Origin of the sequence: Acidaminobacter sp. JC074 (assembly GCF_022496765.1) — a bacterium.
Taxonomy (GTDB): Bacteria; Bacillota; Clostridia; order Peptostreptococcales; family Acidaminobacteraceae; genus JABXKX01.
The window spans coordinates 132643-150655 of record NZ_VANV01000011.1; the positions used below are offsets into that span (position 1 = coordinate 132643).

An 18013-nucleotide genomic window follows, 5' to 3' on the forward strand; every position below is an offset into this window, starting at 1 on the left:
TCTTATGAGGAGGTTGGGTATGAGCAAAGTAAAACTCAGAAAAATATCGGCAAAAATAATGCGAGCAATTTTATTAGTGAATGTTGTTTCATTGGTTGTCATTGGTGTGGTAGTAGGTATGACTGTAAATAGCCGGGTCGGAGACCAATCGAAAGATGGTGCTGAAACACAGATTGCAGAAAGTATCAATGCCTTTGAACTTTACTTTTCAGACATTGAATCAGCAGTAAGTGTTATTGTTAATGATATTAGGGCTGATGTCGATGTAGATAAGGCATTAAGAGACAAATCGTATTTACAAGACTATAAAAAAGATATTGTAAAACGTCTTGAAACTTTAGGGGAGAATACAGATTTAACAAGATCTATTTACGTCTACTTTAATACGGTTAAGTTTGACCAAGAAGTAGATGTATGGATGTTACGTCAAGACGATGGTTCTTATGAACTGCAAGGGGCATTTGGTTATGATTATTACCTAGACTACAATGCATGGTACAGTGAACCCATTGACAATAAAAATACATTATGGACATTTCCATATGAATCATCTGCAGGTGGTCTGATTACATCTTATGTAACACCAGTTATTGTAGATGGTGAGGCAATTGCCATGGTTGGTATGGACTTATACTTAGATGATGTAGAAAAACTGTTAGAAGAGACTACTTTGTATGATACTGGTTATTTATACTTGATGCATCCAGATGGTAGAACGATTATACATCCGAGACTACCTTGGGAAGATAGAGATGGAGACGGTACGCCTGAACCATGGAATATGCTAGAAGTTGGAGATTATCAATTTTTATTAGATGAAATGAACTCTAGAGATGCAGGCTTTGTAGCCTATGACAGAGATGATGGTTCGCCAGTAATTGCAGCTTTTGGTCATCTCAATAATGGTTGGATAGTGGCTTCTAGTATTCCTGCAAATGAAGTTATGGCTATGGTTACTGTTGTTCTAATAACCATTGTTGTTGTTTTGGTTGTATTTGTTATAGTAGCAATCCTTGTATCTCTATGGATGGGTAACTCCATTACAAGACCAATCCGTAGGATTGTTGAATCTATAGAACATATTAAAAATGGTGATTTTACAACTGTTGTTGAGGTTAAATCTAAAGATGAAACTAAGTTGTTAGCAGATGGTTTAAATGATATGTCTGCTTCTGTAAGAGATTTAATCGTTGAAACCAAACACGTTTCGAGAGATATGGTGGATTCAGCCTCTAACTTGGCGGCCATGAGTGAAGAAACAAATGCGACTGTAGACCAAGTTGCTGTCACAATCCAAGAGATTGCAAAAGGTACTCAAGAAACTGCTGGTGATGCTGAAACTGGTGCTGAAATTGCAGCAAATATCAACAATCAATTTGTAACCTTAATGGATAACTCTACTGCTATGAAAGAAAATGCTGAAGTGGCTATCGAGATGAATAAGACTGGTTTAAAGGCTCTCGATACTTTGAAAGAGAAGTCTTCACAGGCGAACTCTTCTAATGAGAGAGTTAAAGATGCTGTAGATAATTTGGATAAGAAGGCCAATGAAATTACAGACATTATCCAGGCCATTACATCTATAGCTGAACAAACTAATTTACTTGCACTAAACGCATCTATTGAGGCTGCTAGAGCAGGTGAAGCTGGTAGAGGTTTTGCAGTTGTTGCAGATGAGATCAGAAAGCTTGCAGAGTCATCAAGTGAAGCGGCTGAAGAGATTAGAACCATTATTGTAGATATTCAAGGCGTGAGCCAGGAGACTGTATCTGTTATGAATGAAGTAACAGAAATGAATGAGCAGCAAAATGAAGCCTTAGGTGATGTAAATGTTGCCTTCGATAAAATATTTAGTTCTGTAGATGGTATTTCATCTCAAATAGAGATTGTTACAACTGAACTTGATGCTCTAAATGATAGTAAAAACCAGCTGGTTGCTTCTGTTAATAATATATCGGCGATTTCAGAGGAAACAGCTGCTGCGACTGAAGAAGTTGAGCGTTCAATGGACGAGCAAACGAAAGCAGTAGAGCAAGTTGCAGAGAATGCAGACCGCTTGAATGCACTGTCGAGTGAGTTGAATCAAAAGATAGAATTCTTCAAAGTTTAATTAGCCCATTAGGGCTAATTTTTTTGGAGTTTGTTTTGGAATTAAATGTGTTATAATAATAAGGAGTAAATGGAGGCAATATGCTAAAAGACAAATTAAAACAACAAAATTTAAATCCCGCGCAAATCTTAGTACTTGGCTTTGCTTTGATTATATTGGTTGGGGGTATTTTACTTTCAACACCTTTTGTAACACAAACAGGTGAGTCTACAGGTTTTCTAAAAGCGCTCTTTACATCAACTTCCGCGGTCTGTGTAACTGGACTTGTAGTAGTAGATACAGGCACTCATTGGAATATGGCTGGTCAAATCATCATTTTGATTTTAATTCAGATTGGTGGACTGGGTATCATGACCATGGCGACTTCTGTTGCACTCATTATTGGACGAAAGATTTCTCTGAGAAGCCGTTTGATTATGCAGGAAGCTCTTAATCAGTTTACAATACAAGGTGTTGTAAGACTGACAAAATACATCATTATAACGACCTTTGTCATAGAAGGTATAGGCGCTTTTTTCCTAGCCATGAATTTTATACCGGATTACGGTGTGCCTAAGGGTATTTTCTTTGGTATTTTCCACTCTATATCAGCCTTCTGTAATGCAGGTTTTGATATTATAGGTGGTGGTAGATCTTTAACACCTTACACAGAGAACTTGTCTGTTAACTTTATAGTAATGAGTTTGATTATTTTAGGTGGTTTGGGTTTTACAGTGATCATTGATTTGATTCGCTCAAGATCTTATAAGAAGTTAACCCTTCACTCTAAGATTGTTGTGATGATGACAGTTACCCTTATCTTAGTTGGCTTTGTTTTATTCTTTGTTATGGAGTTTAACAATCCAGATACCATGAAAGATTTATCATTAAAGGGTAAGTTAACTGCAGCCATGTTCCAGTCGGTTACAACGAGAACAGCTGGCTTTAACACCATTGATCTTGCTCAGATGCATGATTCGTCAAAGCTATTAACAGTACTTCTCATGTTTATCGGTGGTTCACCAGGTTCAACAGCCGGTGGTATGAAGACAACAACTGTTGCTCTTGTGATTCTCTTAATCATATCTGTTGTAAAAGGTAGAGATGATGTGGAGTTCTCTAGAAGACGTATTTCTAGAGACAATGTCAACAGAGCCCTAACAGTTGTAGGTGTTGGTATAAGTTTAGGATTTTTAGTTGTCTTTTTACTGACAATGACTGAAAAAGGTGCAGATTTTATCACCCTATTGTTTGAAGCTATATCCGCTTTAGGAACAGTAGGACTATCATTAGGTTACACATCGAGTCTATCAGCACTCGGTCAAATAATAATAATTTTTACAATGTTCGCAGGACGTGTTGGAGCATTAACAATAGTATTTGCTCTGGCCCAATCAGATAACAAAGCATTGATTAGATATCCAGAATCAAAAGTCAGTGTTGGATAGAAGGAGGCAATATGAATAAGCAATTCGTAATTATTGGTTGCGGTAGATTTGGATCAAGTGTGGCTAGAAAGCTTCATGAGTTAGGTAGTGAGGTTATGGCCGTTGATTCTTCTGAGGAAACCATTCAAAATATAGCAGACTCAGTAACACACGCGGTGCAGGCAGATGCAACAGATGAAAATGCCCTAAAGGCCATTGGTATTAGAAACTTTGACGTTGCTGTGATTACAATTGGTGCCAATATCCAGGCTTCTATTATGGTAACACTTATGGTAAAAGAACTGGGTATTAAACATATCGTTGCCAAAGCGCAAAATGAAATGCATGCAAAGGTACTATATAAAATTGGTGCAGACAGGGTTGTGTTCCCTGAGAGAGAAATGGGTGTTAGAGTAGCTAAGAACTTAGTGTCTAACAAAATTTTAGATTACATTGAGTTATCAGAAGAATATACAATTGCTGAGGTTACACCTTTAAAAGCATGGATCGGTAAATCATTAATCGAACTGAACGTAAGGGCACAATATGGTATCAACGTTATCGCTATTAAGTCTAATGAAAGCATCAACATCAATGTTGGACCAGAAGAGTCTATCAGCGAGCATGATATCCTTGTAGTAATCGGTCATAATGACGATATCAGAAAAGTTGAAAGTGGTACTAGATAGTGAAGTTAATTACGTCAAAAGACAATGCCTTTATAAAATCGGTCTTAAAACTGAAAACTAAAAAAGGACGTCTAAAGGCAAATGAGTTTATACTTGATGGTTATAGAATTGTTAAACATGCTTTAGAAAATGATATAGCCATATCATCTATTATCATGACGGAAGACTTTTATAAGAGCCATGATTTAGATTTTAACAATATCGTTGTAACCAGTGACGCCATTATGAAGACATTGGTAGAGACAGAGACACCTCAGGGGATTCTTGCAATTGTAAAGATTGAAGAAGTCCCTTTAAGAGAGGGGCCAGTCTTGTTTTTAGATAAGATTCAAGACCCAGGCAATCTGGGAACCCTGATTAGAACAGCTGAAGCCGCTGGTTTTGGTGGCGTGATCCTAAGAAAGGGCTGTACAGACCCTTACAGTCAAAAGTCTATCAGATCTTCTATGGGTTCGATTGTTTCCATTCCTGTTCTTATGGGCAGAGATATAGATGATCTAATGAAACTAGACTATAAGATATATGGTGCAGCTTTAGAAGGCGGCAAGCCTTATAGGGATTTTACGTATGACGTTAAGACTTTATTGATTATTGGTAATGAAGGCAATGGTATTACAGATGAAGTATTGGATATCTGTCATGAGCGTATCTACATACCTATGAAGGGGGATGTAGAGTCTTTAAATGCTTCTATAGCAGGTGGTATTTTAATGTTTGAAATTGCTGCTTGTGTATCTTAAAGGCATATGTTATAATACTAGCATTAAAAGCAAAGACAAAGAGAGTAGTAGATGGATGATTTTAAGAGAGAGAATGGTTGGTGAGAATTCTCATGATGAAATCTATGAAGTTCACTTTCGAGCTGTAGGGCTGAATTCAGTAGGTTCTATCGTTTCATCCACGTTACGGATATCGAGTGGCCTTATGGCAATTTGGGTGGTACCACGGATATTACTTCGTCCCTATTTTAGGGAGGAAGTTTTTTTATTGTAGAATATGTCGTATACCATTCTTAATGAATAGAGTTACGTAAGTATGAGAGGAGAGTGTCATGAAAGAACGTTTGTTGAAGATTCGAGAAACGGCAACTGAAATGATTGAATCATCATCGTCTTTAAAAGAGTTGGAAGATTTACGTATAAAGTTTTTAGGAAAAAAAGGTGAATTAACTGACATCCTAAAAGGTATGGGTAAACTTTCGAAGGAAGAAAGACCAGAGATGGGCAAGGTTTCAAACGAAGTAAGAAGTCACATTGAAACAATGCTTTCTAATATCAAGGAGACATTAGAAAAAGAAGCATTAAACGCAAAGCTTAAGAGTGAGGTAATTGATGTTACATTACCTGCATCAAAAGTTAATGTTGGTAACAAGCACCCACTTATGAAAGTATTTGATGAATTACAAGATATCTTCTTAGGTATGGGTTACAAGATCGCTGAAGGTCCAGAAGTTGAAACGGTTTACAATGCCTTTGATGCACTTAACTCACCTGATGATCATCCATCTAGATCAACATCAGATACATTCTACTTTGCACCTGATATCTGTTTAAGACCACATACTTCAAGTGTTCAAATCAGAACAATGCAAAATCAAAAGCCGCCTATTAAGGTTATTTCTCCTGGTAGATGTTTTAGATTTGATGAGTTAGATGCAACGCATTCTCCAATGTTCCACCAGTTAGAAGGTCTTGTTGTGGATGAGAATGTAACGATGGCTGACTTAAAAGGTGCCTTAGACTTGTTTGTAAAGAGATTCTTCGGTTCAAACATCAAAACTAAGTTCAGACCACACCACTTCCCATTTACTGAGCCGAGTGCAGAAGTAGATGTTACATGCTTCAAGTGTGGCGGTGTAGGCTGTAAAGTTTGTGGCGGTACAGGTTGGATAGAAATCCTTGGCTGCGGTATGGTTCACCCTGAAGTATTAGAAGAATGTGGTATCGATTCTGAAAAGTATTCTGGTTTCGCATTTGGTATGGGTGTAGATAGAATCACAATGCTTAAGTATGAAATTGAAGATATCAGATATTTATTTGAAAATGATATGAGAATGATCGACCAATTCTAAGGAGGAAATTATGTTAGTACCAGTTAAATGGTTGTCTGAATATGTAGATATAAAAGACATTGACGTTAAAGTATTAGAAGAAAAGTTGATCATGTCAGGTTCTAATACCGAAACTGTTGAAGAAACGCTACCGAATGTTGTTAACATTGTGGTAGGTAAGATATTAAAAATTGACCAGCATCCAGATGCTGATAAGTTAAAAGTTCTTGAAGTAGACCTCGGTGACGAAACAGTTCAAATCGTTACAGGTGCAACTAATGTAGTTGAAGATGCTTATTTACCAGTTTGTAAGGTTAACTCTGTTTTAGCGGATAAGACGAAAATCAAAAAAGGTAAGTTAAGAGGCGTTGAATCTTTTGGTATGTTATGTTCTTTCCAAGAGCTAGGCTTTGAAAACTCTGTTATTCCTAAGAAGTTTATTGATGGTGTTTGGTTACTACCTGGTGAATATCCATTAGGTACTCCAATTGGTGAAATCGAGGACTTAAAGGATGCAGTAATTGAGTTTGAAATTACACCAAATAGACCAGATTGTTTATCCATTCTTGGTATGGCAAGAGAAACTGCTGCAACTTTAGACTTAAAAGTGAAGTATCCAGAAGAAACAATTGAGAATGAATCGGGTGATGTTAATGACTATATCTCAATTGAAATTGAAGATGCAGACCTTTGTCCTAGATATACAGGTAGAGTGGTTACAGATGTAAAAATCGAACCATCACCTTTATGGATGCAGTTAAGACTTATGAAAGCTGGCATGAAGCCAATTTCGAACATCGTTGATATTACCAACTTTGTACTTTTAGAGTATGGTCAACCTATTCATGCATTCGATTTAGAGACAATCAAAGAAAAGAAAGTGATCATCAGATCAGCGAAAAAAGGTGAAAAGCTTGTAACGCTTGATGATCAAGAAAGAGAATTGACTGAAGAGATGCTAGTTATTGCAGATCCATCTGGTCCAATTGCACTAGCAGGTGTTATGGGTGGTGCTGAAACTGAAGTATCTGACAAGACAAAATCTTTGTTAATTGAAGTTGCCAACTTCAACAAGAAGTCGATTAGAAAAACTTCTAGAGACTTAATGTTAAGATCAGAAGCTTCTTCTAGATATGAAAAGGGTGTTTCAGAAGATTTAGTAATTGCTGCGACTAACAGAGTATGCCACTTAATCGAAAAGTTAGGTGCTGGTAAAGTTGTTGGTGGCATTGTAGATGTATATCCTAAAAAGCGTGTGATTGAGCCTATAACTGTAAGAAGCTCAAGAGTGAATGGCTTACTTGGCTTAAATCTAACAGTAGATGCTATGAAAGAGATTCTTGAAAGACTTGAAATTCAGGTTCAGCTTGAAGGTGACAACCTTGTTTGTACACCACCTCATCAAAGACTTGATTTGCTAAAAGAAATCGACTTTGTAGAAGAGGTTGCTAGACTTTATGGTTATGATGTTATTCCATCAACTCTATTTAGAGGTAATGAATGGGGTGCACTTACTAATGGTCAGAATATCCAAAAGTTAACACGTGAATCACTGGTTGCTTCTGGTTTAAATGAAATTACAACTTATTCGTTTGTTAGTCCTAAGTCTTTAGACTTAATCAATGCGTCTGAACATTCAATTCTAAGAAATGCAGTTAAGTTAATAAATCCACTTGGTGAAGAATATTCAATCATGAGAACAACACTTTTACCGAACTTATTAGAGGTTCTAGGTAGAAACTTCAAGAGAAGTGTAAAAGAAGCTTCAGCCTTTGAAGTTGGAAACTTATTCTTCCCTAAACAACAACCAATCGTTGAATTACCTATCGAGAAGAAATCACTTGTTATGGGTATGTACGGTGAAGGCAAAGACTTCTTTACTCTAAAGGGTGTTGTAGAGGAATTATTTGAATCATTAGGTGTTTCTGGTTATAAGTATGAAGCTGAGACTGAGCATGCAACATACCATCCAGGTAGATGTGCAAACATCGTCTTTGGTGATAACCACATTCTAGGTACATTAGGTGAAGTTCACCCACTTGTAGCAGATAACTATGACATTGAAGTACCAGTATTAACTGCTGAAATCGACTTCAATATGCTTATGCAAGTTACAGCAATTGATAAGAAGTATCAAGGTGTACCAAAATACCCTGCTTCTACAAGAGACTTAGCTATCCTAGTAAAAGATGAAGTTTCAAACCAAATGGTTTTAGACATCATCCATGATAAAGGTGGTAAGCTTCTAGAATCAGTTGAGATCTTCGATGTGTATAAAGGTGCTCAAATTAAGGCGGGTCATAAGTCTATGGCATATGCATTAATCTTCAGAGCAAAAGATCGTACACTGGTAGACGAAGAAGTAAATAAGGCTATGGATAAAATTCTAAAGAACTTAGAAGAAAAACTAGATGCTGAATTAAGATAATATATATCCCTTCATTATGAAGGGGTATTTTTTATTTTTCATGTTATAATGAGACCATTGAAAGAAGGTTTTATGAAAAAAATATGGATAGCAATGTTGGTATTGCTTTTATGTGCTTGTAGCTCTCAAGCGTTAGACAAAGAGCTTATAGCCATAGAAGTTTTAGATAAAGATGGTCAACTCCTTATGAGTGGTCAGGTATTTGAAAATGAAGGTCTTCAGTATCTTTCACTAAGTGATTTTGTTGACTTATCTAATTTGATGAACGAAGACTTAAAGCTTATAAAGAACTTAAAAAAGGGTGATTATGATAAAGGGAATCATAGGCTAGCCATTACTTATAGAGCTGATGCCAATGTAAAAGATGACATGATACTTGCTATGGTTTCTGTAGGCTTTAATCTAAAAAATAGGTCTGTAGATGGAAAAGACTATTCAACCAACTTGGATTTTAGTGAGGGGGTCTTTAAGTATCATAAGATTGGAGATACTATTTATTTGCCTTTAGAAGCCATAAGAACTTTCATCTATAATGGTGATCTTTATCTTCTAAAGAAAGATGATTATAAGTATGTACTTTATGACAAAAATAGAATCAATGATCTTGTTAAAGAAGAAGCGTTTTTTAAGGATATTAAGTCTAACAACCAATACATGCAAGGCTTAAAACAGATGATGCTTATTTCAAATACAGGCGGAGCTGTAGGTGAGGTAACCGATTATAATCAATATTATTATGAGCTTCTCAAGATCTTAGATATAAGAGATGATTACCACGCTTATGTTTTTCCTGTTGAAGACCTTTCTACAGATAGATTAAGTGATTTAGGCTATCCTGCTTTTATAAAGCAGAGTAATTATTATAAGTACGTGAAGTTGTTTACTTCTGATGATCCTCAGGTAACCTATAAGAAGCTGAATCATGAGACCATGTATTTAGATATAGACAGTTTTTTTATAGATGAGTTGATGTTTGAATCTAGAATAAATCATTTCTTATCTGACCTAGATGAAGAAACAACACGACTTATAGTGGATCTAAGAAATAATAGAGGAGGCTGGATATCAAGTTCAAGTAAGCTTCTAAGTGTTTTCTTAAAGAATATATCAATGAACTTAACTTATAAGGTTGGTGATGAATTAGTTTCTTTACAGACCTATCAACTAGAGCAGAATTCAAATAGAAGAGATTATGAGGTTACTATTTTAGTGAATGAATCCAGTGCATCTGCGTCACTTTATTTTGCAAATATTATGAAAGACAATATGGATGTATATATAATAGGCTCAGAACCACTGAATAAACAAGCATATCAAAAGGTTTATTTTCAGCTGATAGACGGGACGCTTATTTCAAAATCATCAGATCAATATGCCCTAAGCAACAATGAAGGCATCGATTTTAATGATCTTATCTTAGTGGATAAAGTAATGAATGATGACCAAATAGAGGCTTTCCTTGAGAGTTTTAAATGATACTGTATTATATATGACAAGAAAGATTGATTTTCCCTTCATCCTAGAAGGGATTTTTTATTGACGAATGTGGTATAGAATATCACAAATGATACAGAAAATTCACAACTATATTTTCTCAATATGTTATAATAAAGTGAATTAAGGAGTTATGTATGAAAAAATATCATTCCATTCGATTTAGAATGTTGTTCTTAGTTGCATTACTGATTTCAGGCTTTGTAGTTACATTTGTAAATTATCAGGAAATCGAACAAAGAGAAACATATATTAATAAGCAAATCTCATTAACGCTGAAATCGGAACGTCTAATCGAAAGTATCGAAAAGTTAACATATTACAATGCACTCTATGAGATAGAAGACACTTCTGTAGTAGAGTTAATGGCTGGTTTAAATGACAATTACGATGACTATACGCTTGTGTTTCCGGAGTTTGTTGATGTAAAAGTAATCGATGATTACGGCTATCAGTTGAATCAACTTCATCAGTCTATAGAAAACCAGAATGCCCTAAGCTATGATTTTGAAGATTTATTGATGAAAAATAGTTTGGTAAAAGATGCACTCATAAAGGCAATTAGAGACCATGCAACAAGTTCTAGAAATGTCTTTATGTTGATGGTGGTGATTATGATTTGTATCATGTCATTAACAGCAATCATCATCTATAGAGAAGTGATCATTCCGCTTAAACATGTGACTAAATCAATCAACGCCCAACATGAAAAATTGGTCATCAATGAAATAGAATCGATTAACTCTAGAAATGAGTTTAAGTATCTAATAGATGGTTATAACCGCCTTGTTAAGAAGAACATGCTGGTTTCTACCATCAATGAGAAAATTTATTCTAGACAAAGATTTGATGATATCTTTGATTTTATTTATGATAACCTAAAACCTTTTATACCCTATGATAGAATCGGTATAGCAGTCATTACCCCTGATGGTATGGCAGTAGAAGCCATCAAGGCCAGGTCTTCAAATGAGATTGTCTTAGGAAGAGGATATAAGTTAGACTTTAGCAAAACAAGTTTGATGAAAGTCATTGAAGATCATGATATAAGAATCATCAATGATTTGGATGACTACTTAATCAAGCATCCAAAAAGTGAATCTACTAGATTGATGATTGAAGAGAATATGAAAGCATCTATGACCTTGCCGCTATTTCACGAGGAAAAAGCGGTTGGTGTTGTCTTCTTTTCTTCAACGGCAAAAGATGTTTATTTAGAAGAACACAAAAGATTTCTAATCAATATTGCCAATGCTTTAGGCACTTCTATGGAAAACTCTTTTGTTTATGAAAATATGATGATTTCTACTGTTAGATCTTTTGCAAAAATGGTAGAATCTAAGGACAATGTTACAGGCAATCACATTGACAGAATCTCTTATTACAGTGGCTTTGTAGCCAAAAAACTTGTAGGGGATTTTGAGGAAATCGACGATGACTTTATAAGAAGAATTAAAAGACTGAGTCCCCTTCACGATATCGGTAAAGTCAGTATTCCTGACAACATTTTAAATAAGCCTGGAAGACTTGACGATGATGAAATGACCATCATGAAAACACACAGTCTTCATGGTGCTGAAGTTCTAGAAGAACTTTTAGGTTCAGTAGGTGATGTTGAGTTTAAAATGGCAGCTGATATTGCTAAGTACCATCATGAAAAAATTAATGGTATGGGTTACCCTGAAGGCCTTGAGGGAGATGCTATTCCACTTGCAGCAAGAATTGTTGCACTGGTCGATGTATTTGACGCCTTAACAAGTGAAAGACCTTATAAAAAAGCATTTGACTTTGAGCAGGCCATTGACATCCTTAAAAAGGATGCAGGTTCTCACTTTGATCAGGTCATTGTAGACCGTCTGATGGAACATTTAGAAGAATTTGAAGCACTTTATAAAAAGTTATGGACTTCTTAGTTTGAAAGCTTTCTTGTTGGTTATATTTATAGTATGATTGATATAGTAATATATGTGGGGTGTAAATATGGCAAATAAAAATAAAATTTCAGTAAGAATATTAGATCAGGATCATTATCTGGTAAGTACAGATAATCAAGAATACGTAGAAAAAGTAGCAAGATTGGTTGACGATAGGATGCAGGCCATATTGAAGTCGAACTCATCTTTAAGCTATACTAAGATAGCCATTTTGACTGCTTTGAATTTAGCAGATGATTTAACAAAAGCGAGACATCAACTTGAAGAGCTTTTACCAAATCAATCTACATCAAGCGATGATATAGAAGAGACTAAAAAGCAGATATCTTCTTTGACACGACATGTGTCAGAAGCTGAAAGTTTATATGACAACATCTTAAATGAGTTTGAACTTGTCAGATCCTCAAGAGGTCAACAAGAAGCTCAGTTAAGAGAGTTGGCTGAAAAGCTTGAGAACATGTGTGGTGAGATGGTAGACAGTGATGAAGCACTTTCAAGAGCCACAGCGAGAATTGCAGATTTAGAAGAGAAGCTTTTACTTAGAGAAAGTGAAATTGCAGAATATATAAAAGTGTTTGATGAACTCGAAAATGAAAAACTACAAGAATCAATGACAGAATATGATGATTACGGTTTTGAAGAAGAAATCATATACGAAGAAGACTTAGAGGAGTAATCATACTTCTCTGTTTTATTTCTATTGAGAAGACTCATGTTATTTTAACATATTAGGAGGAATTATGACTGAATTATTAGCACCTGTTGGTGGAGAGGAATCTTTAATTGCTGCCATTCAAAATGGTGCAGATGCCGTGTATTTATCAGGCGGCTCTTTTGGTGCAAGAGCTTTTGCCAAGAACTTTGATGACCAGGCTTTAATAGAAGCCATTAAATACGCTCATATTCGAGATGTAAGTGTCTATGTTACCGTGAACACACTTATTAAGGAATCGGAGTTTGAGGATGTTAAAAAGTACATTGATTTTCTATATATCAATGATGTAGATGCTGTTATTGTACAGGATCTTGGTTTAGCAGACCATATAAGAAGGACCTATCCTGATTTAGAGATGCATGCCTCTACACAAATGTCGGCACATTCTTTAGAGGATGTTAGGTTTTTAAAAGACTTCGGTTTTTCTAGAGTTGTTGTGGCTAGAGAAATGGGTTTAGAAGAGATTAAACAAGTGAAATCTCAAATAGATGTTGAATTAGAAGTTTTTGTCCATGGTGCTTTATGTGTCAGCTATTCAGGACAATGTCTGATGTCGAGTATGATTGGCGGCCGTTCTGGCAACAGAGGCAGATGTGCCCAGCCATGTAGACAGCTTTATACTTTTGAAGATGAAACATCTTATGCCATTAGTCCGGGGGATCTAAACGTTATAGATGACATCGATGAAGTTATTGAAGCAGGTGCAGATTCATTAAAGATTGAAGGTAGAATGAAGGGACCTGAATACGCAGCTTCTATTGTTTCAGCCTACCGTCAAATGATTGATTTTAAGAAGTATGAGACAGATTTACACCGCTTGTTTAACAGGTCTTATACCAAGGGTTATTTATACAATGAAAATATCATAAGGTCTGACGCCCCAGGTAATCGTGGTGAAAGAATCGGTACAGTTGCATCATATGATGCAAAATCAAAGAGACTACATTTGAACCTAGAAAAACCACTCAACAAGGGTGATGAAATTCAAATAAGAAGAAAAGACTCTTCAGTGGGTGCGAGATGTGATTTATTCTTTGTTGGCAATCAAAGAGTTAAAAATTATGACTATAAAGATGGTGTTACAGTAGAGTTTAAATACCCTGCAAAAGAGGGCGAAGTTGTTTACAGAACTTATGATACTGAAATCATGCATGAGGCTAAACAGTCTTATCATAAGGAGACCAAAAGAATCACTGTAGAGATGGCACTTTTATGTACCTTAGAAGAAGTGGTATTGAAGGTTTCTGATGGCAAAAATGAAGTGGTGCACTCAAGTGATGTATTACCTGAAAAAGCTGAGAAGGTAGCCATCAATCATGAACGATTGATCAAGCAGCTTAAAAAGCTCGGTTCGACGGCTTATGAACTCGGCCATATCGATGTATTTTTAGACGACGGCTTATCTTTGCCATCAAGTGCCATCAACGATTTAAGAAGATTGTGTACAGATGAACTAGATGCTTTAAGAGCAAAAAGATATGACCGTGAGTTAATCGTGAATGATCAGGCTTACGAGCTTGTTGAAGACAGGTTTTCAGAACTGACTGTATCGGTTAGGTATACAGAGCAAGCAGAGGCCATTAAGGATTTAGAAGTAGAAATCTATAAGTCTGTGCCTAGGGTTTCGACGACAGAGATGTATTCAGATTTTGATAAAAATCAGACAGTTCTTGCTGGCGCTTATGGTCATTTGAACTACTTTGATGAGGTTTATGCAGATTACTCACTAAATATCTTTAATCAGCATACCATCAATGCTTATCATGATATGCAAGTTAAGCGTGTCACGCTTTCATATGAACTAAACAGAGAAGAGTTAAGGGAGTTAAAGCCTAATAAAGATCAGTCTCTTGAATACATTGTTTATGGTTATACGCCAGTTATGATCATGGCTTATTGTCCAATTACAAAAGCACCGACTCATTGTAAGTCATGTAGTCAGCCGTGTAAAAATCATCCGGTACTTTTAGACCGTTTTGGTGAAGCTTATACCATGATTAGAAATGGTCAGAGATTAGAGCTTTTGAATAGCAAGCGATTGAATCTGATTTCTGAAATGGATGATTTGATGCGCACTAACATCAGGTATTTCAGATTGGATTTCACAACGGAATCTCCTGAGGAAGTACGTGAAATTACTGAAGCTTATTTAAGAGTCGTAAAAGGCAACAAAGGTAGACTGCATTTTTCAAATCAATCCTTGGGTCATTATCTTAAAGGCGTTGAGTGAAATATGATTGTAAAATAAGAATGGAAAAATCATGCTATAATTAGTGTGAAAGGAGTTCCAAAATGAACGAAAAAGCATTAAGAGTATTAGAGTTTAACAAGATTAAAGACTTGTTGAAGAAGAAAACATCTTCATCTCTCGGCCAAAAGCTAGTAGATGACTTGGAGCCTTCAACGTCTTTTGATGAAATAAAAGAATGGTTAGATGAAACCAGTGAAATAAATAGTATGATCATATCAAATGGCTCTTTTCCAATAGGGCCATTTGTAGAGATGGATATCTACCTTAAAAGAGCAGCAATAGGATCTTTTCTGTATCCAGGTGAATTAATTGAAGTATCTGATACACTTCGCACGGCTAGACGTGTTAAGCAGCATATTAGAAAATCAAATATGCCAGACCTTAAGTATCCTATATTCGAAGCTTATGGTGATTTGATTTCTACTTACAAGGATATAGAAGATAGGATCAATATCTCTATAATCGGAGAGAATGAACTTTCTGATCAGGCATCACCTGCCCTTGCAAGTATCAGAAGACAGATTGAAAAAAAGAATCAAGCCATTAGAAACAAACTGAATTCGATTATTACTTCTGATACCATGCAGAAGTTTTTACAAGATTCTTTAGTTACTATTAGAGATGACCGTTTTGTAGTACCGGTAAGGGCTGAACATAAAACCCACTTAAAGGGGATTGTTCACGATAGGTCAGGTTCTGGTAATACCTTGTACATCGAGCCGATGGCGGTTGTTGAACTCAACAATGATTTAAAAGAGTTAAGACTTAAAGAAAAAGCTGAAATAGAGAAAATATTAACTGAGATAACAGCTCAAGTATTTGTAGCTGAAGAAGGCATTAAGTTAAATCAAAGCTTACTTCAGAAGATAGACTTTGCAGTAGCAAAAGGTAAGCTATCAGTAGATATGAGAGGTATGGCACCTGCACTTATTGATGAGAGGCGTATTAAGCTAAGAAATGCTCGTCATCCATTTATAGATCCAAAAGAAGTTGTACCTTCAAATGTTTGGTTGGGTAAGGACTTTACCACTCTTCTTATTACAGGACCTAATACGGGTGGTAAGACTGTTACATTAAAGACCGTCGGTTTACTTGTGTTAATGACCCAGTCAGGTTTGCATATTCCTGTGGATCATGGTACAGAGATGTCTGTCTTTTCTAATGTATTTGCCGATATAGGTGATGAGCAGAGTATTGAACAGTCTTTGTCGACTTTCTCAAGTCATATGACTAATATTGTTTCTATTTTGCATGAAGTGGATGAAGATGCCCTTGTTTTATTTGATGAACTGGGTGCTGGTACAGATCCGACTGAGGGTGCTGCGCTGGCTATGGCCATTTTGTCTGAACTTTATCATAGACGTATTAGAACACTTGCAACCACTCACTACAGTGAGCTTAAACACTTTGCTTTTACAAAGCCAGGTATTGAAAATGCATGTGTAGAATTTGATGTAGAAACACTTTCACCAACTTACAAGCTTTTAATAGGCGTGCCAGGAAAATCAAATGCCTTTGAAATCTCTAAAAAGCTTGGTCTAAGTGATTATGTAATAGACAATGCCAGAGCGCTTGTTGATAACAACAACATTGAATTTGAAGATGTTTTATCATCTATTGAAACCAGTCGTAAGGATGCCGAAACTGAACGTGATGAAGCCATTAAGTTAAGACTGGATGCAGAAAAATTAAAGAACCAGCTTCAAGATAAGAGAAATCATATAGAGAAGCGTCAAGATAAGATGATTACAAAAGCCAAAGAAGAGGCCAATGCTATTCTTAAGAAGGCTAAACAAGAAGCAGATGAAATCATCAAAGAGCTGAGAGGCTTAAAGACTAAGGGGACCAAAGAGCAAAATAAACGTATTGAAGAAATGCGTAAGAAACTTAAAGATGGTATTGATGATACTTCTGGTAAAATCAATCAAGTCCTAGTGGATGAATCAGACATTCCTAAGAATCTTAAGGTTGGTGAACCTGTTTATATCATCAACTTAGACCAAAAGGGTGAGGTTGCTTCAAAGCCTGATAACAAGGGTGATTTGACAGTACGTGTTGGTATTATGAAGATGAAAGTAAACATCAAACAGGTCAGAAGAACCAATGCAGAAAAGAAGAAGTCTTTTACATCTAGTAGATTATTTAAATCTAGGTCTGCAAATATTTCTACATCTATTGATTTAAGAGGGTCAAACTTCGAAGATGCAATTTATGAACTAGACAGATATCTAGACGATGTAGCCATGTCTGGTCTTGATCAGGTTACCATCATTCATGGTGTGGGTACTGGTGTACTCAAAAGTAAGCTAAAGGGTTATTTCTCGAAACATCCTCATGTTTCATCTTATAGAGAAGGTGAATATGGTGAAGGTGGCGCAGGTGTAACGATTATAAAGGTGGCCAAATGATATTAGTATCTTCTTGTTTACTTGGCTTGTCGTGTCGATATGACGGCAAAGAAAAGGCAGATGAAAGGGTTATAAACTACTTAAAGGACAAGGCCTTTATGCCAATATGTCCTGAGCAGATGGGTGGTCTTACTACACCTAGACCGCCAGCAGAAATTGTTTCATTTCAACCACTTAAAATTTGTACAGAAGAAAATGATGTAACAAAAGCTTTTGTAAGAGGTGTGGATGAAGTCATGAAACTGGTGAAGCTCCAAAATATAGAAAAGGCTATTCTAAAATCAAAAAGTCCTTCTTGTGGGACTTACGAGATTTATGATGGCTCTTTTACAAGAAAACTTGTCAAAGGCTCTGGCATCATGGCAAAACGTTTGATGGCAAATGATATAAAAGTAATTAATGAAAACGACTTGGATTGATTCAAGTCGTTTTTTTTGAACTAGGTTAAAGTCAACATTTATTCTAGTTTATCAAAGTGATTTTCTATTACTTAGTTGACTAAGTAATATTTTCTTGATATGATTTACT

Annotated in this window: 12 protein-coding genes and 1 other annotated feature; all 12 genes read left to right on the forward strand. The window is 35.9% G+C overall.

The annotated features are described in order from the left end of the window. The first annotated feature begins 19 nt into the window (after window positions 1-19). The 12 genes from EZV73_RS13865 (at window position 20) to EZV73_RS13920 (ending at window position 17904) form a co-directional block, all read left to right on the forward strand. Window positions 20-2110 carry a methyl-accepting chemotaxis protein gene (locus EZV73_RS13865; RefSeq protein ID WP_240840933.1) on the forward strand — a complete coding sequence of 697 codons (2091 nt, stop codon included), beginning with the start codon at window positions 20-22 and terminating at the stop codon, window positions 2108-2110. An 80-nt stretch (window positions 2111-2190) separates the two neighbouring features. Further along, window positions 2191-3537 (forward strand): TrkH family potassium uptake protein, encoded by a 1347-nt coding sequence (locus EZV73_RS13870; RefSeq protein ID WP_240840934.1) that lies wholly within the window; start codon window positions 2191-2193, stop codon window positions 3535-3537. Window positions 3538-3548: 11 nt separating this feature from the next. After that, the gene (locus tag EZV73_RS13875; protein WP_240840935.1) at window positions 3549-4205 is read left to right on the forward strand and encodes a TrkA family potassium uptake protein; all 657 of its coding nucleotides are present in this window, start codon (window positions 3549-3551) and stop codon (window positions 4203-4205) included. Beyond that, the gene (locus EZV73_RS13880) at window positions 4205-4945 is read left to right on the forward strand and encodes an RNA methyltransferase (protein ID WP_240840936.1); all 741 of its coding nucleotides are present in this window, start codon (window positions 4205-4207) and stop codon (window positions 4943-4945) included. The genes EZV73_RS13875 and EZV73_RS13880 overlap by 1 nt, the downstream gene beginning before the upstream one ends. Window positions 4946-4968: 23 nt before the next feature. Then, window positions 4969-5172, forward strand: a binding site (T-box leader). An 84-nt stretch (window positions 5173-5256) separates the two neighbouring features. After that, complete coding sequence (gene pheS, locus EZV73_RS13885) at window positions 5257-6276, forward strand: phenylalanine--tRNA ligase subunit alpha (protein WP_240840937.1); 1020 nt, start codon at window positions 5257-5259, stop codon at window positions 6274-6276. Window positions 6277-6286: 10 nt separating this feature from the next. Then, window positions 6287-8683, forward strand: a complete 2397-nt coding sequence (gene pheT / locus EZV73_RS13890; RefSeq protein WP_240840938.1) for a phenylalanine--tRNA ligase subunit beta — start codon at window positions 6287-6289, stop codon at window positions 8681-8683. 72 nt (window positions 8684-8755) lie between these two features. Then, window positions 8756-10159 (forward strand): S41 family peptidase, encoded by a 1404-nt coding sequence (locus tag EZV73_RS13895; RefSeq protein WP_240840939.1) that lies wholly within the window; start codon window positions 8756-8758, stop codon window positions 10157-10159. Window positions 10160-10314: 155 nt separating this feature from the next. Continuing rightward, window positions 10315-12090, forward strand: a complete 1776-nt coding sequence (locus EZV73_RS13900; RefSeq protein ID WP_240840940.1) for an HD-GYP domain-containing protein — start codon at window positions 10315-10317, stop codon at window positions 12088-12090. A gap of 67 nt (window positions 12091-12157) precedes the next feature. Further along, the gene (gene zapA, locus EZV73_RS13905; protein WP_240840941.1) at window positions 12158-12787 is read left to right on the forward strand and encodes a cell division protein ZapA; all 630 of its coding nucleotides are present in this window, start codon (window positions 12158-12160) and stop codon (window positions 12785-12787) included. Window positions 12788-12851: 64 nt separating this feature from the next. Continuing rightward, complete coding sequence (locus EZV73_RS13910; RefSeq protein WP_240840942.1) at window positions 12852-15056, forward strand: DUF3656 domain-containing protein; 2205 nt, start codon at window positions 12852-12854, stop codon at window positions 15054-15056. A gap of 62 nt (window positions 15057-15118) precedes the next feature. After that, on the forward strand, window positions 15119-17485 hold the full coding sequence (locus tag EZV73_RS13915; RefSeq protein WP_240840943.1) for an endonuclease MutS2: 2367 nt from the start codon (window positions 15119-15121) through the stop codon (window positions 17483-17485). Beyond that, a complete protein-coding gene (locus tag EZV73_RS13920; protein WP_240840944.1) occupies window positions 17482-17904 on the forward strand; it encodes a DUF523 domain-containing protein in 423 nt (140 codons plus the stop codon). Before EZV73_RS13915 ends, EZV73_RS13920 begins: the two co-directional genes overlap by 4 nt. Window positions 17905-18013 lie beyond the last annotated feature (109 nt).